This window comes from Kitasatospora sp. NRRL B-11411, assembly GCF_000721345.1.
Lineage (GTDB): Bacteria > Actinomycetota > Actinomycetes > Streptomycetales > Streptomycetaceae > Kitasatospora > Kitasatospora cineracea.
Genome location: NZ_JOGH01000011.1, coordinates 93152 through 115132, shown reverse-complemented (window position 1 = coordinate 115132; position 21981 = coordinate 93152). Strand labels below are relative to the sequence as shown.

General features: G+C 73.4%; 15 protein-coding genes. 5 read left to right on the top strand and 10 right to left on the bottom strand.

The window, feature by feature from the left end; all coding sequences use genetic code 11:
• Positions 1-88: 88 nt before the first annotated feature.
• On the bottom strand, positions 89-1306 hold the full coding sequence (locus IH44_RS0108040) for a CdaR family transcriptional regulator (protein ID WP_035954374.1): 1218 nt from the start codon (positions 1304-1306) through the stop codon (positions 89-91).
• A gap of 128 nt (positions 1307-1434) precedes the next feature.
• On the opposite strand from IH44_RS0108040, the gene IH44_RS0108035 reads away from it, so the two are divergent.
• Positions 1435-2925, top strand: a complete 1491-nt coding sequence (locus tag IH44_RS0108035; RefSeq protein WP_030458733.1) for an NAD(P)/FAD-dependent oxidoreductase — start codon at positions 1435-1437, stop codon at positions 2923-2925.
• 54 nt (positions 2926-2979) lie between these two features.
• Here IH44_RS0108035 and IH44_RS0108030 read toward each other — a convergent pair whose 3' ends face one another.
• From IH44_RS0108030 to IH44_RS0108020, 3 genes are all read right to left on the bottom strand, one after another.
• A complete protein-coding gene (locus tag IH44_RS0108030; RefSeq protein WP_051816665.1) occupies positions 2980-3627 on the bottom strand; it encodes a GntR family transcriptional regulator in 648 nt (215 codons plus the stop codon).
• A gap of 65 nt (positions 3628-3692) precedes the next feature.
• On the bottom strand, positions 3693-4511 hold the full coding sequence (locus IH44_RS0108025; RefSeq protein ID WP_030458731.1) for a cytochrome c biogenesis CcdA family protein: 819 nt from the start codon (positions 4509-4511) through the stop codon (positions 3693-3695).
• A complete protein-coding gene (locus tag IH44_RS0108020; protein WP_198544965.1) occupies positions 4508-5284 on the bottom strand; it encodes a thioredoxin domain-containing protein in 777 nt (258 codons plus the stop codon). Before IH44_RS0108020 ends, IH44_RS0108025 begins: the two co-directional genes overlap by 4 nt.
• Before the next feature lie 334 nt (positions 5285-5618).
• Here IH44_RS0108020 and IH44_RS0108015 point away from each other — a divergent pair, with 334 nt between their 5' ends.
• From IH44_RS0108015 to IH44_RS0108005, 3 genes are all read left to right on the top strand, one after another.
• A complete protein-coding gene (locus IH44_RS0108015; RefSeq protein WP_030458729.1) occupies positions 5619-6779 on the top strand; it encodes a lytic polysaccharide monooxygenase in 1161 nt (386 codons plus the stop codon).
• 100 nt (positions 6780-6879) lie between these two features.
• Entirely contained in the window at positions 6880-8148 is a 1269-nt protein-coding gene (locus tag IH44_RS0108010) for a cellulose-binding domain-containing protein (protein WP_030458728.1), read from the top strand.
• Between the two features lie 386 nt (positions 8149-8534).
• Positions 8535-9662: a nucleotide disphospho-sugar-binding domain-containing protein gene (locus IH44_RS0108005; protein ID WP_232794861.1), complete on the top strand. Its 1128-nt coding sequence runs from the start codon at positions 8535-8537 to the stop codon at positions 9660-9662.
• A 68-nt stretch (positions 9663-9730) separates the two neighbouring features.
• Here the strand turns inward: IH44_RS0108005 and IH44_RS0108000 are convergent, their stop codons facing one another.
• The 6 genes from IH44_RS0108000 to IH44_RS0107975 form a co-directional block, all read right to left on the bottom strand.
• Positions 9731-12232 (bottom strand): RICIN domain-containing protein, encoded by a 2502-nt coding sequence (locus IH44_RS0108000; RefSeq protein WP_030458726.1) that lies wholly within the window; start codon positions 12230-12232, stop codon positions 9731-9733.
• A 41-nt stretch (positions 12233-12273) separates the two neighbouring features.
• The gene (locus IH44_RS0107995) at positions 12274-15177 is read right to left on the bottom strand and encodes an RICIN domain-containing protein (RefSeq protein ID WP_030458725.1); all 2904 of its coding nucleotides are present in this window, start codon (positions 15175-15177) and stop codon (positions 12274-12276) included.
• A gap of 235 nt (positions 15178-15412) precedes the next feature.
• Complete coding sequence (locus IH44_RS0107990; RefSeq protein WP_030458724.1) at positions 15413-17164, bottom strand: beta-galactosidase; 1752 nt, start codon at positions 17162-17164, stop codon at positions 15413-15415.
• A gap of 82 nt (positions 17165-17246) precedes the next feature.
• Complete coding sequence (locus IH44_RS0107985) at positions 17247-18593, bottom strand: sugar ABC transporter substrate-binding protein (protein WP_030458723.1); 1347 nt, start codon at positions 18591-18593, stop codon at positions 17247-17249.
• A 44-nt stretch (positions 18594-18637) separates the two neighbouring features.
• Positions 18638-19531 carry a carbohydrate ABC transporter permease gene (locus tag IH44_RS0107980; protein WP_030458722.1) on the bottom strand — a complete coding sequence of 298 codons (894 nt, stop codon included), beginning with the start codon at positions 19529-19531 and terminating at the stop codon, positions 18638-18640.
• Positions 19528-20478: a carbohydrate ABC transporter permease gene (locus IH44_RS0107975; protein WP_030458721.1), complete on the bottom strand. Its 951-nt coding sequence runs from the start codon at positions 20476-20478 to the stop codon at positions 19528-19530. Before IH44_RS0107975 ends, IH44_RS0107980 begins: the two co-directional genes overlap by 4 nt.
• 375 nt (positions 20479-20853) lie before the next feature.
• On the opposite strand from IH44_RS0107975, the gene IH44_RS0107970 reads away from it, so the two are divergent.
• Complete coding sequence (locus IH44_RS0107970; protein WP_030458720.1) at positions 20854-21903, top strand: substrate-binding domain-containing protein; 1050 nt, start codon at positions 20854-20856, stop codon at positions 21901-21903.
• Positions 21904-21981: the final 78 nt, after the last annotated feature.

Genomic DNA, 21981 nt, shown 5'->3' with positions numbered 1-21981 from the left:
TCCGTTCCTCCTGCCGGCAGGAGCGGTCGGGACCGGCTCGCCTCGATGCGGAACGGCGCCGAACTCCGGGTCGGCGGGCGCGGCGGGGTCAGGGCCGGCCGCTCCAGTGCAGGACTTCGAGGGCGGCGGCGACGTCGAGGGGGTGCTCGGCGAGGGGGCGGGGGAGGAGGTGGTCGGCGCGGGCGAGGCGGCGCAGCAGGGTGTTGCGGTGGGTGAAGAGGCGGGCGGCGGCGCGGGTGGCGTTGCACTGCTCGGCGAGGAAGACCCGGACGGTGCCGGTGAGTTCGGGGGGTGCGGTCTCCAGGGCGCCGAGGGTGCGGGTGACGAAGCGGGCGGCGCGGTCGGGGTCGGCGGTGAGGAGGGCGACGAGTTCCACTTCGTGGTGGAAGGCGAGGCGGGCGGGGGAGCGCAGGCGGGTGAGCAGCTGCTGGGTGGTCAGGGCGTCGAGGTGGCTGCGGCGGAAGCCGTCGGGGCCGGGGGCGGTGGGGCCGACCGCGAGGCGGACGTCGGGGAGCCGGTCGAGGGCGGCGCGCAGCCGGTCGGCGTCGGGGCGGCCGTGCACCCAGAGCCAGCGGGTGGCGGTGCCGGCGACGACGCTGAGCGGGCGGGGCTGGTCGGCGGCCTCGGTGAGGGCGTCGGCGGCGCGGTCGAGCTGGCGCGGGTCGGGGGCGGGGGAGTCGCTCCACAGGACGGCGGCGGTGTGCGCGGGTTGCAGCCGGTAGCCGAGGCGGCTCTCGGCGCGCTGCCGGGTGATCGGCGCCCCTTCGAGCAGCAGGGCGACGGTGGCGCGGCGTTCGGCCTGGGTGCCGCGGGTGAGTTCGTCGCGTTCGGCGCGCATCCGGGCGGAGATGGCGCTGACGGTGTCGTCGACGAAGGCGGAGATGGAGCGCAGCGAGACGTCGAGGAGTTCGCGCAGCTCCTCCGGGTCGCCGGTGAGGGTGCAGGCGATCTGCGTCCACATCCGCACCGCGACGCTCTCGCCGACCCGGTAGGCGTCCAGCGCGGACTCGTCGAGGCCGCGCCGGATCAGGTCGCGGGCGACGGCGAGCGGGGCCCCGGTGTCGTTGGCGGGGACGGGCTCGCCGGGGGCGCGGATGTTGGAGGCGGCCCAGAACAGCAGGTTGGAGCGGTTGGTGCGGCGCGTCCCGGCGGCCAGCACCGGGTCGGCGGCGATCTGCTGCCGGGCCTCGCCGGCCAGCACGGCGGCGTCGAGTTCGGCGAGCCAGCCGGGCGGCGGGTCGAGGGCGATCCCGGCGCCGCGGCGGATCAGCTCCCGGACCCGGGGCGAGGGCGGCGGCCACGACATGCGGCCCATCGTAGTGGTGCACTCCGCCCACTCGAAGGGCCCTGGAGGGTGCGGTTCGCACATTGCCGGGACGGGCGCGGCGGCAGCACGATGAACCCGTCCGCCCGCCGACGCCCCCGGAGCCGCCCGTGTCCCCGTCCGCTGCCAGTGCCGACGTCGAGCACCTCGACGTCCTCGTCGTCGGGGCCGGGATATCGGGCATCGGCGCCGCCCGGTACCTGAAGACCGAACTGCCCGCGAAGAGCTTCGCGGTCCTGGAGGCGCGCGCGGCCTCCGGCGGGACGTGGGACCTGTTCCGCTACCCCGGGGTCCGCTCGGACTCGGACCTGCACACCTTCGGCTACGCGTTCAAGCCCTGGCGCGACGAGCAGTCGATCGCCGACGCCCCCCGGATCCTGGCCTACCTGCGGGAGACCGCCGCCGAGAACGGCATCGACCCGCACATCCGCTACCACCACAAGGTGCTCGGCGCGTCCTGGTCCACCGCGACGGCCCGCTGGAGCGTCGAGGTGGAGCGCACCGACACCGGTGAGCGCACCGTGCTGACCTGCGGCTGGCTGTTCAGCGCGGGAGGCTACTACCGCTACGACCGGGGCCACACCCCGGAGTTCGCCGGCCGCGAGCGCTACACCGGCACCGTCGTCCACCCGCAGCACTGGCCCGCCGACCTGGACCACGCGGGCAAGCGCGTCCTGGTGATCGGCAGCGGCGCCACCGCCGTCACCGTCGTCCCCGCGATGGCCGCCACCGCCGGGCACGTGACGATGCTGCAGCGCACCCCGACCTACGTCATGCCGGTCTCCCGAAAGGACCCGGTCGCCAACGCGCTGAAGCGGCTGTTCGGCCCGCGCCGCGGCTACGCGCTGACCCGGCGCAAGAACATCGCCCAGCAGCGCCTGGTGTGGAGCTTCTGCCGGCGCCACCCGCGGGCCGCCCGGCGGATCATCCGCTGGGTCAACACCCGCCGGCTGCCCGCCGGTTACCCCGTCGACGAGCACTTCAACCCGCCGTACGACCCGTGGGACCAGCGGCTGTGCGCCGTCCCCGACGGCGACCTGTTCGCCGCGATCCGCGCCGGCCGGGCCTCGGTGGTCACCGACCGGATCGAGACCTTCACCGAGACCGGCGTCCGGCTGGAGTCCGGCCGGGAGCTCGCGGCGGACGTCGTGGTCACCGCCACCGGCCTGGACGTGCAGGCGTTCGGCGGCCTGCGGCTGACCGTCGACGGCCGGGAGGTGCGACTCGCCGACACCCTCGCCTACAAGGGCATGATGCTCTCCGGCGTCCCCAACTTCGCCTTCGCCATCGGCTACACCAACTCCTCCTGGACGCTGAAGATCGGCCTGCTGTGCGAGCACTTCTGCCGCCTGCTCGCCCACCTGGACGCCCACGGCCACGACGTCTGCCGCCCCGAGCCCGCGGACCCGGCGATGCCCACCCGCCCGTTCCTGGACTTCGGCGCCGGGTACGTCCGGCGCGCCGTAGACTCGCTGCCCCGCCAGGGCGACCGGATGCCGTGGCTGACCTCGATGGACTACCGCGGCGACGTCGCCCTGCTGCGCACCGGCAGCGTCGCCGACCCGGAACTGCACTGCTCCAGGGCGGGGGCGGCGGTGTGACGGCGGGTCGGACCCGCAGGTGGCGCAGGTCGGAGCCGCAGGTGTGACGGCGGGTCAGACCCGCAGGTGGCGCAGGTCGAAGCCGTAGGTGTCGCCGACGTGCGAGCGCAGGATGTCGGAGAAGCCCTGGATGTCGTCGGCGGCGAGGCGGGCGACCAGCGCGCGGTGCTCGGCGATGATGTCGGCGCAGCGCTCCATCAGCTGCCCGCCGTAGCTGAACAGCAGGAAGCGCTGGCGGTCGGCGAGGCGGTCGTTCAGCTCCAGCAGGACCTGGTTGCCGGCGGCCTCGACGAAGGAGCGGTGGAAGGCCACCGTGAGTTCGATGAAGCCGGGCAGGTCGCCGTCGGCCAGCACCTGCTCCTGGCGGTCGACCTCGCCCGCCAGCCGGGCGGCGAGGGCGGTCCGGCGTTCGGGGGTGGTGCGCTGGACGGCGGTGCTCTCCAGGATCAGCCGGGCGTCGGCGAGGTCCTGGACGTCCTTGCCGTCCAGGCCGCGGACCAGGGCGCCGCGCTTGGGGTAGACGGTGATCCAGCCCTCGTCCTGGAGCCGGGCGAGGGCGGCCCGCACGGGGGTGCGGCTGAGGCCGAGCTCGGCGGCGAGGCCGGCCTCGCCGAGCATCGTCCCGGGCCGGTGCGTCCCGTCCAGGATGCCGGTCCGGAGGGCGGCGTAGGCCCGCTCGGAGGCGCTCTCGCTTGTCGACATGGCCCCCATCTTCCCCGACCCGGAGCCGGCCGGACGACCGGGCGGGCAGGCGGCGCGTCCGCCCGTCAACGCCGGGCAGCGGCGGCCCGGGCGCGGCGGCGGTGCACGAGCCGGGCGGCGCCCAGCAGCAGGACGGCCGCCCCGACCACCGCCAGGTCGGGCACGGACGCGGCCCCGTCGAGGGTCCGGGTCTCCACCGCGAACTGCTCGGACGCCCCCAGGAACCCGCCCAGCGCGGTCGTCCCGTCGGTGGCCAGCAGCAGCACGCCCAGGGCCACGCCCAGTGCCCCGCCGACGAGTTGGGTCACCGTGTTGCGCCACCGGCCGATCCGCACCTCGCGCGGGCGCACCGCGCGGCGCACCCACGGTAGCCGCGGCCAGGCCAGCGCCAGCAGGAACAGCGGCACGACCATGCCGAACGCGAACACCGCCAGCACGGTGCCGCCGTACAGCGGCGTGCCGCCGAGCGCGGCCAGTGCGAGCACCGAGCCCAGCACCGGCCCCGCGCACACCCCCGCCACCCCGTACACGCTGCCCAGCAGGAACACCGACAGGTTCGAGGTCAGGTCGCCGGTGCGGGTCTGCCCGAGCGCCGGCAGGGTCAGGCCGGCCAGCTGCACCAGGCCGAGGGCGATCACCGTCCAGGAGGCGGTGCCCACCAGCAGGCCGCGGTGCTCGGCGACGACGGCGCCCAGGCCGCCGGCCAGCACGCCGACCGGCACCAGGGTGGCCAGCAGGCCCAGGTAGAAGACCCCGGTGCGGGCGACCAGCCGGCCCGGCGCGGTGAAGGCGTAGGCGAAGAACGCGGGCAGCAGCATCACCGAGCACGGGCTGAGCAGGGTCAGCACGCCGCCGGCCAGGGCCCCGGCGAAGCCGATGTTCACCGGGTGCCGCCCGCCTTCGCCAGCGCGCCGTCGAGCAGTTCGCGGAACGCGTCGGCGGGCTGCGCGCCGGACAGCACCCGGTCGCCGACCACGAAGAACGGGACGCTGGTGACGCCCAGGTCCTGCGCCTTCCCGGTCGCGGCGGTCACGGCGGCGCGCAGGTCGGCGTCGCCGAGCGCGGTCTCGAAGGCCGCCAGGTCCGGGACCCCCGCGGTGCGGGCGAAGCCGAGCAGCTTCTCCTTCGGCAGGTCGGGGTGCCCGTGGTCGGGGGCGGCGCCGTACAGGGTGGTCAGGTACTCCCGGAACCGCCCCTGGTCGGCCGCGGCGTGCAGCGCGACCGCGCCGTCCACCGACTGGTCGCCGAAGAACGCCAGGTCCCGGAACTCGTAGCGGACCCTGCCGGTGTCGACGTACTCGGACAGCAGCGCGGGCAGCGTCTGCCGGCTGAACAGCGCGCAGTACGGGCAGCGCAGGTCCGCGTACTCGACCATGACCACCGGCGCGTCGACCGGGCCCAGCGCCATCCGGTCCGCCGGGTCGCGCCGGGCCAACGAGTCGGCGGCGGTGGTCCGTTGCGCGGTGGCGCCGGCGCTCGCGCCGCCGGTGGCCGCGGGGGCCGGGGCGGACCCGGCCACCTTGCGGGAGCCGCCGCCGGCCAGGGCGACGACCAGCAGGAACACGCAGACGGCGGCGAGGACGACGTTCAGGAGGCGGGAGTGGCGCAGGCGGCGCTCCAGGGCTTCCAGGGCAGCAGAGGATCGGTAATCCGGCACCCAACTAGGATACATGTGGAATCCCAGCAGGGCCGGGCGGGTCCGGGCGGGTCCGGGTCGGCTCGGGGCCCGTGCGGAGTCGGCGCAGGGTCCGAGCGGGCGCCGGGTCTCGGGGCGGTGATCGCCAACAGCCTTGCCGCTCAACGGACTTGAACCTTTCACGGTCGGCGGGCCACCCCGTTTACACGCTCTTGACAGCCCGTTACCTTGGGCCCTGGGAGCGCTCCCATAGACCCCCTCGCTCATGGCATGAGCATGGCTTTTCCCCAGTCAGACGGCTCGCCCGGCCGGGACGGCACGCGCGGGCCCCATCCACCGAGGTGGTGAAAGTTTCATGTCACGACGCAAGACCTCCACGATCGTCGCGGCCCTGGCGACCGCGGCCGCGACGATCTGCGCGCTGCTGCTCGGGCTGTCCCCGGCGCACGCGCACGGCGTGGCGATCGTCCCGGGCTCGCGCACGTACCTGTGCTACCAGGACGGGCTCACCGGGACCGGCGCGCTGACGCCGACCAACCCGGCCTGCCAGGCCGCCGTCGCGCAGAGCGGCACGACCCCGCTCTACAACTGGTTCGCGGTGCTCGACTCGAACGCGGGCGGCCGCGGCCAGGGCTACGTCCCCGACGGCACCCTGTGCAGCGCCGGCAACAAGTCCCCGTACGACTTCTCCGCCTACAACGCGGCCCGCGACGACTGGCCCAAGACGCACCTCACCTCCGGCGCCACCATCGAGGTCGACTACTCCAACTGGGCCGCCCACCCCGGCGAGTTCCGGGTCTACCTGACCAAGCAGGGCTGGTCCCCGACCACCCCGCTGGCCTGGGCCGACCTCGGCCTGCTCACCACCGTCGCCAACCCGCCGCAGGTGGGCAGCCCCGGTGTCGACGGCGGCCACTACTACTGGAACCTCGCCCTGCCGTCGGGCCGCAGCGGCGCCGCCGAGATGCTCATCCAGTGGGTGCGCTCGGACAGCCAGGAGAACTTCTTCTCCTGCTCCGACCTGGTCTTCGACGGCGGCAACGGCGAGGTGACCGGCATCCACCTGCCGACCTCCTCGTCCTCCCCGAGCGCCCCGGCCTCCACCAGCCCCAGCCCCAGCTCCAGCCCGTCGGCCTCCGCGAGCCCGAGCCCGAGCTCGTCCTCCTCCCCGTCCCCGTCCCCGTCGTCCAGCGGTACGACGATGCCGGGCAGCGGCTGCATGGCGACGTACAGCGTGGTGAGCTCCTGGGGCGGCGGGTTCCAGGCGTCGGTCGAGGTGATGAACCACAACGCGACGCCGGTCAACTCCTGGACGCTGAAGTGGCAGACCGGTCCGGGCACCACCATCACCAGCCTGTGGAACGGGGCGCTGACCACCTCGGGCAGCGACGTGACGGTGATGAACGCGGCCTACAACGGCACGATCGCCGCGAACTCCAGCACCACGCTGGGCTTCACCGCCAACTCCACCGGCAACAACTTCCCGACCGGCTCCATCTCCTGCACCGCCGCGTGACCCCGCGCCCCGGGTCCGGGCTCGCCGTGGTCCGCGGCGGGCCCGGACCCGGGGCCCGCACGACCCACGGACGGGAACCGACGACACGAGGAGGTTCGACATGGTGCGCAACGGAGCGAGGACGTACGGAAGCCGGCGCGGACGGGGAGCGGTGCTCGCCGTGCTCGCGGTGGTGCTCGGACTGCTGGCCGGGTTCGGGCAGGGGCCGGCGCCGGCCTGGGGCGCGGGCGGTGCGGCCTGCCAGGTCTCCTGGGTGGGCAACGAGTGGACCGGCGGCTTCACCGCGCAGGTGACCGTCACCAACTCGGGTGCGGCAGTCAGCAGTTGGAAGCTGAGCTGGACGTTCGCGGCCGGTCAGCAGATGACCTCGGGCTGGAACGCGCAGCTCGTCCAGAGCGGCACCGCCGTCACGGCGAGCAGCCTGAGCTACAACGGGACGGTGGCGAGCGGGGGTTCGGTGTCCTTCGGGCTGCAGGGCACCTGGTCGGGCAGCGACCCGGCCCCCGCCGACTTCGCCTTCAACGGCGCCTCCTGCCAAGGGGGTTCGGGCACCCCCTCGCCCACGCCCACACCGTCCCCGACACCCAGCCCGTCCCCTTCCCCGTCGTCCAGCCCGTCCTCGTCCCCGTCGCCGTCGTCCAGTCCGTCCCCGTCGCCCAGCTCCAGTGGCTCCACCGGCTGCGCCGGGGCCGGGACGGTGGTCTGCTCGGGCTTCGAGGACCAGAGCGGCAGCAGCCTGAGCGGTGACTGGACCGTCGCCGCCCCCGACTGCTCGGGCGCCGGGACGGTGACCGTCGACACCGCGGTCGCCCACAGCGGCGGGCGTTCGCTGCGGGTCAACGGGCAGGCCGGCTACTGCAACCACGTGTTCGCGGCCGCCACCGCGAACGTCGCCGCCGTCGGGCCGGTGGTCTACGCCCGGTACTGGGTGCGGCACACCACCGCGCTGCCGGCCGACCACATCGCCATGGTCACCATGGCGGACTCCGCCGACGGCAACAAGCACCTGCGGCTGGGCGGCCAGAACGGCGCCCTGCAGTGGAACCGGGAGTCCGACGACGCGACGCTGCCCGCGCAGAGCCCGGTCGGCGTCGCGCAGAGCGTGCCGCTGCCGGTGAACCAGTGGGTCTGCGTCCGCTTCGCCGTCGACACCACCAGGCAGTCCATGGACACCTGGCTGAACGACCAGCTGGTGCCCGGCCTGCACGACGACGGCGTCCCCACCGCGGACATCGACCAGCAGTGGCTCAGCCGCACCACCGCCCCGCGGCCGGTCACCCTGGACCTCGGTTGGGAGGCCTACGGCAACGGCGCCGACACCCTCTGGTACGACGACGTGGCCCTGGGCTCCGCGCCGATCGCCTGCTGAACCGCCGCGCCGCCTGCTGAACCGCGGCCCGCCCGCTGAACCGCCCGCCCGCCCGCAGTTCCCTCCGGGGGACTGCGGCGGCATCCGGTCGTTTGCCGGGCACCGGTCGCGGCGCTCCGGCGGCGGTGGCGGCACAAGCGTCGCCACCGCTTCGCCGGGGCCGCGGCCGTCACCCGCCGCTGACCAACGGTTCACCCGGAGCGGCGGTCGACGGGAGCAGACCGGGGCCGGGAAGGCAAGGGGCGCGACAGAACGTCCGATTATCGATCGTGCCGGGAAGGTCAACTGAGGATCCGTCAGTTAATGGAGCGGGCGCGGTCGTCCGGGTACGGCCCGCGCCCACGCGATTCCGTCTGCTGACGAAACACGAGGAGACCACCGTGCGCATGCTCTTCACCGGCCCGGCCGCGCCCACCCATGTGTTCCCGATGGTGCCGACCGCGCAGGCCCTGCGGGCGGCCGGGCACGAGGTCCTGTTCGCTTCGCCCGCGCCCTTCGACCAGCTCCGCCAGGCCGGGTTCCCGATCGTCGAGATCGGCGACGGCAGTTCGCTGCGCGACTCGTTCGAGGCGGTCCTCCCCGCCGGGGAGCCCTTCCGCTACGCCCGGCCGCACAAGACCCAGGACGAGAACCTCGACCTGGCGGCCGCCGCCTTCGCGCACGCCTCCCGGCCCACCGTGGACGGCCTGCTCGCCGTCGCCGAGGAGTGGGGCGCCGACCTGGTGGTGCACGACTCCTGCCTGGCGTCCGCCCAGCTGGTCGCCGCGAAGCTGGGCATCCCGGCTGCGCTGCAGAACTTCGGCCTCGGCTCCGGCCTCGACATGGCCGGCCGGCTGGCCGGCCACTTCACCGACCTGTACGACAAGCACGGCGTCGCGGGCCCGGCCGCCACCACCCCGCTGAACATCGTCCCCGAGTCGCTCGGCGGCGACCCCGGCGGGCTGCGGATGCGCTACCTGCCCTACAACGGCGGCGGCACCGTGCCCGCCGACCTGCTGCGCCGCGGGGCGCGGCCGCGGGTCGCCGTCACGCTGGGCACCGTGATCGCCGGGACGGACGGGCTGGCCGCGATCGGCCGCCTGGTGGCGGCCGCCGCCGGGGTCGACGCGGACTTCCTGCTCGCGGTCGGCGGCGCCGACCTCGGCGAGCTCGGCCCGCTGCCCGCCAACGTCCGCCCGCTGCCCTGGGTGCCGCTGGCGGAACTGCTGCGGGTCTGCGACGCGGTGGTCCACCACGGCGGCTCCGGCAGCACCCTCACCGGCCTCCAGGCCGGCGTCCCGCAGCTGGTGCTGCCGCAGGGCGCCGACAACTTCATCGCCGCCGAGACCCTGGCCGCGGCCGGCGCGGGCCTGCGCGCGGGCTCCGCCGACGTCGACACCGCCCTGCTCACCCGCCTGGTCACCGACCCCGGCCTGCAGGCCGCCGCGGCCCGCCTGCGCGCCGAGAACGAGGCCCTGCCGACCCCGGCCGCGAGCGTCCCGGCGATCGAGGCCCTGGTGACCGGCCACCGCTGAGCCGGAAGCCCGGGGCGCGCCGCCCGCTCGAAGCGGTCGGCGCGCCCGGTGGCGGGGCGGGGCGGTGCTCAGGCGACCGGGGTCACCGCCCACTGCTGGTTGGCCTGGGTGCCGCAGGTCCACTGGATGACGCGGGCGCCGTCCGCGGTGGAGCCGCCGGAGATGTCCAGGCACTTGCCGCTGCTGCGGGAGACGATCTGCTGGTGGCCGGTGGTGCCGGTCAGGGTGAACTGCTGGTTGGGCTGGCCGTTGCAGGTCCACTGGACGATGCCGGCGCCGTCGGCGGTGGAGCCGCCGGAGACGTCCAGGCACTTGCCGCTGTTGCGGTTGACCAGGCGGAGGTAGCCGCCGCCCTGGTCGGTGAGGGTGAACTGCTGGTTGAACTGGCTGCCGCAGCCGTACTGGATGGCGGCCGCGCCGTCGGTGATGGAACCGCCGTCGAGGTCCAGGCACTTGCCGCTGCCGACGGCCCCGAGGGTGGCGAAGGCCGGGGTGGGGGAGGCGCAGCCGGTCAGGGTGCAGCCCGCGGTCCAGGGGGTCTGGCCGCTCTCGTAGGCGCCCTGGTCGGGGGCGGCGCCGCTGTAGCCGTCGGTCAGGCCGGGGACGGGGGTGCCGGCGTCGACGGCGGGGGAGCCGGCGCGCGGGCCGAAGCCGCCGCTGCCGGGGGCGGTGTAGCCCGGGTCGGGGTCGGTGCCGCTCTGGCTGCGGGTGGTGACCAGGTCGTTGCTCTCGTTCGGGGTGCCGCCGGGGATGTAGTCGTAGCTCTGTCCGGCGGGGTGCGCGCCGTCGAGGATGTTGTTGCGCAGCACGGTGTTGGCGACCTGGGAGGCGTCCGCGTAGTAGTCGAAGATCGGGTCGCCGGAGCCGGTGACGATGGTGTTGTTGGTGATGTGCCCGGTCAGGTACGGGAGTTGCTGCCCGGACTGGGTGAAGCCGCCGAAGGAGATGCCGGTGCCGCCGAGGGTGTTCCAGATGACGTTGTGGTCGACGTCCAGGTCGTAGCTGCCGTTGTCGAAGTGCAGGCCGTTGCCGATCTGCGCCGGGTCGTGGATCCGGTTGTGGTCGATCCGGCTGCCGGTGTAGGCGGTGTTGCAGCAGGTGTAGACGGCGCCCAGGTCGAAGTTGGTGCGGGCGTAGTCGGACATGTCGTTGTAGGCGATGCGGATGTCGCGGTACCCGGGGTTGGGGTAGGCGTTGGTGTTCATGTTGACGACGTCGCGGCCGGTGGCGCGCATGGTGTTGTGGGTGACCGTCACCCCGCTCGCGCCGACCTCCAGGGCGACCGCCGCGGTGTAGGTGCCGCCGTAGGCCACGTCGGAGATCAGGTTGTTGCTGATGTCGTGGCCGCTGCCCTTGACCGAGACGCCGTTGCCCATCGAGTACTGCAGGGTGCTGTTGCGCAGCGCGTTGCCGGTGCCGTGCAGCAGGATGCCGCTGTCGAAGTGGTGGTTGGCGTCGTAGACCCCGGCGTACGGCAGCGAGGTGTCGTACTGGGCGGTCTGCCAGGTGGAGAGGTAGCGGGCGGTGATGCCGTCCAGGACGTCGCCGCTGCTGGCGTCGTCGGTGGTGACGGAGGTGGCGAACAGGCCGATGCCGCGGACGGTGACGTTGCTGCGGCCGTCCAGGTCGAAGCCGAAGTTGCGCTTCTTGGCGGTGATGTTCGCGGGGGTGCGGCCGTCGGGGGCCCACAGGTACAGCTCGCGGGCGCCGGCGTCGTAGTACCAGGCGTTCGGGCCGGTCAGCAGGGACTTCTTGCCGACCAGGCGGAACTTGGTGGAGTAGCCGCCGGGTTCGACGTGGCCGTCGCTGGCGGGGAAGCGCAGGTTCAGCGTCTTGTTGGAGCCGTCCAGGGTGCCGCCGCTGACGGTCGCCGAGTTGGCGACCCAGGAGCCGGCCAGGTAGACGGTGGCGCCGCTCAGGTCGCCCAGCGCGGGGAAGCCGTCGTAGCTCAGGGTGCCGTCCAGCACGGTGGTGCACGGCGGGGTGGCGCAGGTGTCGGGGCTGCCGGAGCGGGTGGAGGACCAGCCGCCGGTGACGAAGGACTGCTGCCACGGGTCGCTGGACGCGGCCGGGTAGGCGGCCTCGGGGACGGGCGTGGTGCCGGTGAACAGCTGGTTGGCCCACAGGTCGGTGTTGCCCGGGTACGGGGTGGAGCCGTAGGGGGCGGTGGCGGTGCCGGCCAGGGTGACCCGGGTCTTGTAGACGTGCCCGCTGTCGAGGGTCCAGCCGGTGACGGGGTCGGTGCCGTCGACGGTGACGCTCGCGCCGGGCGCGGCGGCGAAGGTGATCGGGGCCTGGGCGGTGCCGGAGGCGGCGGGGGTGACGGTCTCCCGGTAGGTGCCGGTGCCGATCAGGCAGGTGTCGCCCGCGACGGCGACGCTCGCGCACTTCTGGACGGTCTTGAACGGGCTGCTCTGGGTGCCCGCGTTGCTGTCGCGGCCGGCGGTGGCGACGTAGTACGTCTTCCCGGCGGCGGCCGCGGGCGGGGCGCCGAGTCCGATGACGGCGGTGGCCAGCGCGGCGACGGCCGCGACGGCCCTGGCGGTGGTTCTGCTGCGGGGGTGTTGCACGGTGCGGCTCCTGGATCGGGGTGGGGGGTGGGGCCGGGGTGTCAGACCGCGACGAGCTGCCACTCCTGGCCGGCCGCGGTGCCGGCGGCCAGCTGGACGGCCGGGGCGCCGGCGGTGGTGGAGCCGGCCACGTCCAGGTAGAGGCCGCTGGAGGCGTTGGCCAGCTTGTAGTAGCCCGCGGTGGCGGCGGGGACGAGGTTCCACCACTGGTTGGGGCTGCGGGTGTCCGTCCACTGGTCGAGGGCCTGGCCGGGGATGGGGGAGGAGCCGGGGTCGTCGAGGACCTTGCCGCTGTTGACGTTGGCGAGCCGGAACGAGCCGTCGTAGTCGGGCAGCAGCTGCCACTTCTGGTTGGCGCCGCCGTTCCAGGGCCACTGGACGACCTGGGCGCCGTCCCCGGTCGACTGGTTCGCCACGTCCAGGACCTGGCCGCTGGCCCGGTTGACCAGGCGGTAGGTGCCGGCCAGCGTGGTGACGGTGACGGTGGTGCGGGTGCCGGCGGTCAGGGTCAGGGTCCGGGCGTGGGCGCCGAGCGGGGAGGTGCCGGTGGCGGCGGTGGTGGAGAGCGCGGCGATGCCGCGGCGGCAGATGAAGGTGAGGGTCTGGGTGGTGTCGGAGACCAGGGTGGCGGTGGCGGTGCGGGCCGAGGTGTCCCAGGTCAGGCTCTCCACCAGGACGCGGTTGCGGCCCCGGACGCCCCGGATGGTGCCCTTGACGAGCTGTTCGGGCAGCGCGGGCAGGATCTCCAGCACGCCGGGGCGGGTGTACAGCAGGGCCTCGGCGAGGACGCCCGGCAGTGCGTTGGCGGCGTCGCAGTTGTAGGTGGTCAGGTCGGGGTTGTGCGAGGTCACCAGGGAGCGCCACACCATGTTGCTGCCGAGGATCTTGCGGATGTTGTCGAGGACGCCGGCGCCGTCCTTGAGCCGGGCCCGGGCCAGGGCGCGGTGCAGGCTGCCGTGCGCCGAGTAGTTCTCGTCGCCGCGCAGGTCCAGGGCGCGGCCGGCCGCGCGGACCAGGTCGGGCCGCTCCTCGGGGTTGATCTCGTGCAGCGGCCAGGCCCCGTACAGGTGCTGGACGTGCCGGTGGTTGTAGCGGTCCTGCAGCCCGGGCCAGGACCATTCGGCGAGCGCGCCGTCGCCGTTGACGGTGTAGTCGGGGAGCTTGCCGAGCAGCGCCGTCCAGCGGGCCACGCCCTGGCCGGAGCCCTGTTCGAGGCCGAGGGCGTTCGCCGCGTCGATCGCCGCCTGCAGGGCGTGCCGGCCGGCCATGATGTCGCCGGTGGCGTTGATCGAGAGCGACTGCCCGGTGTTGGACGGCGAGTTCTCCATCGAGAAGGACGGGACGAAGACCGCCTTGCCGCTGCTGTCGGTGCGGGTGAGGAAGTCCTCGTAGAACAGCGCGAGTTCCATCAGGGCCGGGCCGAGCTTGTCGCGCAGGAACGCGGCGTCGCCGGTGACCTGGTAGTGCTCCAGCAGCGGGTACAGCAGCCAGTCGGCGCCGCCGGTCCAGCACTGGCCGGGGAAGTCGCCGTTGTTGAAGTGCAGCATGTGGCCGTCCTCGCCGTCGGTGCGGCTCGGGGCGAGGAAGCCGCGGGCGCCGTACAGGCGGGTGGCGTTGTCGCGCCAGTCGGCGAGCTGGCCGAGGACCAGGGTGAAGTAGGCGTTCATGGCGCCGTCCTGGCCGAGCAGGTTGCCGCCCGCGACCTGGAGGTTGATGTTGGCGTCGGTGGTGATGTCGTCGGCCCAGGCGGCGTTCCAGGAGCCGGCCCACAGGCCGGTGAGGCGGGGCGGCAGCAGGCCGCTGGAGCTGGCGAACAGGTAGCGGCCGGAGTCGTACATCCGCTCCAGCAGGGCCAGGTCGACGGTGGAGCGGTTGCCGTTCTGGCGGGCGATCAGTTCGCCGGTGGACAGCTGCCGGTCGGCGGCGGACACCCCGAGGTCGAGGCTGGAGGAGTCGAACAGCGCCTGGTGCAGCGGCGTGTGCCGTCCCAGCAGGGTGGGGTAGTCGGCGGGCAGCGCGGCCAGGGCGGCCTGCAGCGGCTTGGCGTTCCACCCGGTGGCGTTCTCGTACCGGCCGAGCTTGGTGAGCAGCAGCACCTTGGCGGCCTTGGCGACCACCAGGCCGCTGCCGGAGACCGTGACGGTGGCCTTGCTGCCGGTGACCACGACCCGGGTGACGCCCTCGAAGCCGTACGCGCCCAGCCCGGCCGGGTAGGTGCCGCGCACGTCGAGGGTGCCCTCGGTGGTGGAGACCCGGGCGGCGGCGGTCGTGAACGTCACGTTCGCGGGGGCGCCGTCGAGCGCGGTGTTCGCGGTGACGGTGGTGTTGACGGTCTGGCCGGTGGCGGGCAGCAGCTCGTGCACGACCACGTCGTCGGCCCGGGAGGCGAAGACGTGCCGCTTCCAGGTGCCGGCGCTGTCGGTCCAGGTGTGGGTGACCTCGCCGGTGCGGTAGTCGACGATCCGGGCGTAGTTGTTGGCGGTGGTCATGGCCGGGCTGTTCAGCTGCAGCTCGTAGCCGGGGTGGAAGGTCTGCGTCCAGCGCAGCGACCAGCCGTCGGCGAAGGTCCCGGCGGCGCCCCAGTAGTCGCCGGCCAGCGCCTTGTCCCGGACGGTGTCGAGGTTGCCGGAGAGGACGGGCGGCAGGAGGTCGCGGGTGCCGTTGGGGAGCACGAAGGAGTGGTGGTTGAGGACGACCCGCTCCAGGGCGGGGGCGCCGTAGGGCACCGCGCCGTGGGTGCCGTTGCCGGTGACGAAGCCGTCGGTCCAGGCGGTGGCCTGCGCGGTGTCGTAGCTGCCGCGCTGCGGGAGGGTGACCTGCGGGGGGACGGCGGCGGCGGCGCGCACGGCGGGGAGCAGGGCCCCGCCGAGGGCGGCGGCCCCGGCGGTCAGGGCGGCGGCGGTGACGAACTGCCGGCGGTCCAACGAGGGGTGGGGAGAGGGCATGGGGGTGGACTCCTGCTCGCGGTGGGGGAGGCGCCCGGGCGGTCGGGCGGACACTGCTGAGAGTCTCAGAGCACTGTTTGGTTGTGTCAAGGTTACGGACGAGTTTCCTGATGGATCATGTTTGATTGTGATGATTGCCGGTGTTCTCCCTGGTCACGGGCAGGCCGAAGCCCCCGGCGGCGCGGTGGCCGCCGGGGTCCGGTGGTCGGTTCGGTGATCGGGTCCGGGGCCGGGGCTACTCCTCGGTCGGGCCGAGGTCCGGGTGGGGGAGCAGCCGGGCGGTGCGGTGGGACGGGGCGGCGTGCAGCTCCAGCACGGTGAGCTCGTTCGGCCCGGGGCGCAGGGCCGGGCCGGGGACGTACAGCGAGCACTGGGGGCCGCGGGACCAGTGGCGGCCGAGCGGGAAGCCGTTGACCCAGGCGTTGCCCTTGGTCCAGCCGGGCAGGTGCAGGAAGGTGTCGGCGGGCTCGTCGACCTGGAAGGTGCCGCGGTGGAAGACCGGGCCGGGGACGGGGCCCGCGGTCCCGGTGAAGGAGAGCTCGCCGAGGTCGTCCAGCGGCAGCGGCAGGCTGCTCCAGCCGGTCAGCTCCACGCCGTTGAGGAGCACCGGCCCGTGCAGGCCCTTGCGGTCGTGCAGGCCCTCGCCGTAGTTGACCCGGCCCTGGTTCTCCACCAGCAGCCGCAGCACGGCGCCGGCCCGCGGGACGTGGAAGGCGATCGCCCGCTCGTGGTTCTCGCGCTCCAGCACGCCCACCGGCTGCCCGTCGACGAACACCTGGGCCCGGTCGGCGACGGCGCCGACCTCCAGCAGGGCGGGACCCGCGGCGGGCAGGATCGCCTTGTGCAGGACGAAGCCGAAGTCCTGGCCGAGCTCCTCCATGGTGAGCGGGCGCAGCGCGGGCACGGCGGTGCCGAGCACCGGCAGGTCGGCGAGCAGCGGGGCGCTCTCGGTGAGGTGGACGGTGGCGGCGGGCAGCTTGGGCCCGGCGGCGGGGGGCGCTTCGACGGGCAGCGGGGCGTACTTGGCGAGCACCTCGCGGAAGGCGTGGTACTTGGCGGTGGGGTCGCCGGCCTCGTCGAGCGGGGCGTCGTAGTCGTAGCTGGTGACGGTGGGCCGGTAGGTGTGCTTGTCGTTGGCGCCGTTGGTGAAGCCGAAGTTGGTGCCGCCGTGGAACATGTACAGGTTGACCGAGGCGCCGGTGGCGAGCAGATCGTCGAGTTCGCGGGCGGCGTCCTCGGGGTCGCGCACCACGTGCCGGCCGCCCCACCGGTCGAACCAGCCGATCCAGAACTCGGCGCACAGCTTGGGCTGCCCGGGCCGCAGTTCGTCCAGCGCGGCGAGGCCCTGGCGGGAGCGGCTGCCGAAGTTGACGGTGGCCAGGGTGCCGGGCAGCGCGCCGCGGGCCAGGTCGCCGGGCTGGTCGCAGGTGAACAGCGGGACGTCCACGCCGTGCCGGCGCAGCAGTTCGGCGAGGTGGGCGAGGTGCGAGGTGTCGTCGCCGTACGCGCCGTACTCGTTCTCCACCTGGACGGCCAGCACCGGGCCGCCGCGGGTGGCGAGCCGGTCCAGGACCCGTGGCAGCAGCGCGCCGAACCAGCCCTCGACGGCGTGCAGGTAGCCGGGGTGGTTGCTGCGCAGCCGGATGTCGGGATCGGTGAGCAGCCAGGACGGCAGGCCGCCGCCCTCCCACTCGGCGCAGATGTACGGGCCGGGGCGGAGCAGCACGTGCAGGCCCTCGGCGGCGGCGAGGTCGAGGAAGGCCGGCAGGTCGAGCCCGCCGTCGAAGCGGAACTCGCCGGGCCGGGGCTGGTGGAGGTTCCACGGGACGTAGGTCTCCACCGTGTTGAGACCCATCAGCCGGGCCTTGCGCAGGCGGTCGGCCCAGTGGTCGGGGTGGATCCGGAAGTAGTGCAGGCCGCCGGAGAGGATGCGGAACGGGGCGCCGTCGAGGGTGAACTCGCCGCCGTCGGTGTCGAGGACGGGCATGGTGTTGCTGCTCCTGGGGTGCTGGAGGGAGGGGGCCGGTGCCCGCCCGTCCGCGGCGGGACGGGCGGGCACCGGCCGGGGGTCACGGCGTGGTGACCTTGAAGCCCTGCTGGTTGCCGTAGTCGGCGATCCGCTTCTGCCAGGCGCCCAGGCCGGCGTTCAGGTCGCCGCCGTTCATGGCCTGGCCGACGGTGTCCTTGAAGACCGAGTTGGCGTACACCTGGTAGGGCAGGTACTGCCAGCCGGTGCCGACGGTGGCGGAGGAGTCGGCGAAGACCCGGTTGGCCTGCTGGCCGCCGAGCGCGTCCAGCGGCTTGTCCAGGAAGGCCTTGTCGGTGAGCAGGCCGGTGGTGGCCGGGAAGAGGCCGTTGTCGTTGAGCGAGCGGACGGCCTCCGGGTCGGAGTTCAGCCAGATGGCGAACGCCGCGGCGGCGGCCTGGTGCTTGCTGGAGGTGGGCACCGCGACGGCCGAGCCGCCGTTCTCCGCGGAGACCTTGTCGCCCGCCGACCACTGCGGCATCGGTGCGGCCCGCCAGTCCTTGGCGGTGTTCGGGATGGTGGAGGCGATGTTGCCGGGCGCCCAGGCGCCGGTCATCCACATCGCGTAGCGGCCGCTGTCCATGCTCTGCCACCACTCGTTGGTCCAGCCGGGCGCGGCGTCGACCAGCTTGCGCTGCAGCAGCGAGGTCCAGAGGTCGGCGACCTTCTTGCTGCCCGGGTCCTGGAGGTCGACGGCGACGTTGGCGGCGTCCTTCTGCTGGAAGGGCCGGCCGCCGGCCTGCCAGATCAGGCTGTCCAGGCCGCCCGCGTCACCGGGGTCGATGGAGGTGATGAAGCGGTTCGGGTCGGACGCCTTGATCTTCACCGCGACGTCCTCGAACTCGGCCCAGGTGGTGGGCGGCTTGAGGCCGAGCTGGTCGAAGAGCTTCTGGTTGTAGAACATCGCCATCGGGCCGGTGTCCTGCGGGACGGCCCAGACGCCGCCGTTCAGCGCGACCTGCGACCAGGCGGACGGGGTGAACTTCGACTCCAGGCCGGCCGCGCCGTACTGCTTGAGGTCCACCAGCCGCTTGGAGAGCGCGAATTCGGGCAGCGCGAAGTACTCGACCTGGGCGATGTCGGGGCCGCCGCTGCCGGCCTTGATCGCGGTCTGCATCTTGGTGTACTCGGTGGCGGACTGGCCGGCGTTGACCACGTCCACCTTGATCTTCGGGTACTTCTGCTCGAACAGTGCGACCGTCTTGTCGATGTTCGGGGCCCAGGTCCAGAAGGTCAGCGTGGTCGGGGTGTCCAGCGCCGCGGCGGGGTCGGTGACCGCCGGGGCGGCGGAGCCGGCGCCGGAGGAGCCGCAGGCGGTCAGGCCGAGCACCAGGGCGGCGGCCGGGACGAGGGCCGCGAGTCTGCGGCGGCGGGCGGGTGCGGGAGACATGGTGGTTCCTTGCCGTGGAGAGGGGGAGGGAGGGGGAGGTGCCGTCATTCCTTGACGGAGCCGGCCGACAGGCCGGACTGCCAGTAGCGCTGCAGGAAGAGGAAGGCGACCACCAGCGGGACGATCGCCAGCAGGCTGCCGGTGACGACCAGCGGGTAGAAGTCGGTGGTGGTGGCGCCGCTGCCGGCCGCGCCGGTGGCCAGGGAGTTCCACTGGTTGAGGCCGACGGTCAGCGGGAACCACTTCGGGTCGCTGAGCACGATCAGCGGCAGGAAGTAGTTGTTCCAGGTCGCGACCAGGGCGAACAGCAGGACGGTGACGAAGCCGGGGGCGAGCAGCCGCAGCGAGACGGTGAAGAAGGTGCGCAGTTCGCCCGCGCCGTCGATCCGGGCCGCCTCCAGCATCGAGTCCGGCACCGCCTCGGCGGCGTACACCCGCATCAGGTAGACGCCGAACGGGCTGACCAGCGAGGGCAGCAGCACCGCCCACGGGGTGTCGACGATCCCGGCCTTGCTGAACAGCAGGTAGGTCGGGACGGCCAGCGCGGTGCCGGGGATGGCGATCGCGCCGAGCACGGTGGCGGCCAGCGCGGTGCGGCCGCGGAAGCGGTACTTGGCCAGGCCGTACCCGGCGGCGGTGGCGATGAACGCGGCGCCGCCGGCGCCGACCACCGCGTACAGCAGGGTGTTGCCGAACCAGCGCAGGTAGATGCCGTGGTCGTAGCTCAGCACGTCGGCGATGTTGCCGAACAGGTGGAAGCCGTGGCCGAACCACAGGCCGAAGCTGTTCATCAGCGAGGCGGTGTCCTTGGTGGAGGCCATGAACAGCCACACCAGCGGGAGCAGCGCGTAGCCGAGCATCAGGGCCATCGCCAGGGTGAGCGCGTTGCTGGCCCGGCTGCGGCGCGGCCGCCGCTTCGTGGTGGTGGTGCTGCTCATGCGCCCTGCCCCTTCCGCATCGACCGGAGCTGGACGGCGTAGGCGATCACGGCGGTGACGCCGCCGAGGACCACGGCGACGGCTGCCGAGTAGTTGAACTGCTGGCCGTTGAAGGCCAGGTTGTAGGCGTACATGTTGGGCGTGTAGCTGGTGGAGACCACGTTCGGCGCCAGCGACTGCATCACGTTGGGCTCGTTGAACAGCTGGAAGGTACCGATGATCGAGAACACCGTGGCCAGCACCAGGGCCGGGCGGACCGCGGGGAGCTTGATGCTCCACGCCTTGCGGAACTCGCCCGCGCCGTCCAGCGCCGCGGCCTCGTACAGCTCGGTGGGCACGGTGCGCAGCGCGGCGTACAGGATCAGCATGTTGTAGCCGGTGTACTGCCAGGTCACCACGTTGCCGATGGAGGCCAGCATCCAGTCCGGGCCGAGCAGGTCGGGCAGCTTGGTGCCGAGGAAGTCGCCGATCTGCCCGGCGAGTCCGAACCGGTCGCCGTACAGGTAGCCCCACATCAGCGAGGCGACCACGGCGGGCACCGCGTACGGGACGAAGACGCCGATCCGGAACAGGCCGGGGCGGCGCAGCCGGCCGCTGTCGACGGCGAGCGCGGCCAGCAGGGCCAGGCCGAGCATCACCGGGACCTGCACCAGCAGGAACATCAGCACCCGCCACAGGCCGGCCCGGAAGAGTTCGTCGCCCAGGGCCCGGCGGTAGTTCTCCAGCCCGACGAAGACGGTGCCGCCGATCAGCCGGTCCTGGAACAGGCTCAGGTAGGCGGCGTAGCCGAGCGGCGCCGCGACCCCGATCACGAACACCACCAGGAACGGCGCGAAGAACGCGAAGCCCCAACCGCCGTGCCGGGCACCGCGGTTGCGGGAACGGCGGGCGGCGGGGGCGGAGCGGGACCGGGCGGGACTGGAGGTGGTGCTCTGCGACGTGCTCACGGGAAGTGCCCTTCGGCGGATGTTTACGCCAACATGGTGTTGGCGACGAGTGTTGACCTGGTGTTGCCGGGGCGTCAAGCAGTTGTTGCGTCGTGATGCCGCTTCGTGATCGGGCGGCGGCCCCGGCGGGCGCCCGTTCCACCCGGAGAAGCCGCAGGTCACGGCGGTCGGTGCGGTGGTGGTCGGGCGGGCGGTGGCGGGTTCGGTCGACTCGGTGGCCAGATTACGACCCGGTATCGGTGGGTCACCCGGCTTGACTCCGATGAGTCCCCGCCCCTCTCATTGTTGCATCACGTTTGATCGTGTTCGGTTGTCTGTTGACTTCGGCGCGCCAGTCTCGCGCCGGTCCGGACTCCTGCGCCAAGGAGCGTCCCCATGCCTCGAACCGCCCCCTCCTCCCGCACCGCCTCGGCCGCAGCCCTGCTGCTCGCCCTGGGCCTGGCCGCCACCGCCTGCTCGACCGGACAGCAGTCCGGGTCCGGCGACGGCGGCGTCGCCAAGGTGGACGGGAAGATCTCGATCACCTACCTGCAGAAGCAGGGCGACCAGGAGTACTTCGTCGGCGAGGCGGCCGGCGCCAAGGCCAAGGCCGCCGAGCTCGGCGTCGACCTGAAGGTCGTCAACCTCGGCAACGACGCCAACAAGACGGTCAGCGAGGTGCAGTCCGCCCTCGCGCAGAAGTCCAACGGCCTGATCGTGGTCGTCCCCGACCCGGCGGTCGGCCCGCAGGTCGTCCAGGCCGCCCGGGACGCCAAGGTCGCGCTGCTCACCTCGGACGACCAGATCTGCGCCAACGGCCCGGACCCGGCCGCCTGCGCCAAGGAGCAGCTGGTGCCGCGGATCGGCTTCTCCGGCGCCCAGATGGGCGGCGAGGTCGGCAAGCGCGCCGCCGAGGAGTTCACCAAGGCCGGCTGGAGCGCCGCCGACACCCGGGTGATCTCCGCCTGGAAGCAGGACGTCACGGTCTGCGGCGACCGGGTCAAGGCCGCCCAGCAGGCCTTCGACGCCGCCGTCCCCGGCGTCAAGACCATCGACGTCGCCACCGACAACACCCCCACCGGCGCGCAGGACAAGGTCGCCGCCACCGTCACCGCCAACGCCGGCGTCAAGCACTGGGTGGTGTGGGGCTGCAACGACGAGAACGTGCAGGGCGGCGTCACCGCGCTGGCCAACGCCGGCTTCAAGGCCGAGGACGTGGCCGGCGTCGGCCTCGGCGCCTACCTGGCCTGCAAGGACTGGAAGAGCGGGCAGCCCAGCGGCATGAAGGCCGCGCTGTTCATCAACGGCAAGGACGTCGGCGCGCTCGCCGTCCAGACCGTGTACGACAAGCTCAAGAACGGCAAGGAGTTCCCCGCCGAGGCGTTCGCGCCGACCCGGATGGTGGACGCCACCAGCTGGCAGGACGCCGGCGTCAGCTGCGGCTGACCCGCCCGAGCCGCCCCCGGCCCGGCCCGGCTGCCCCCGCCGGGCCGGGGGCCCACCCTCCCTCACCCCCTTCCTTTC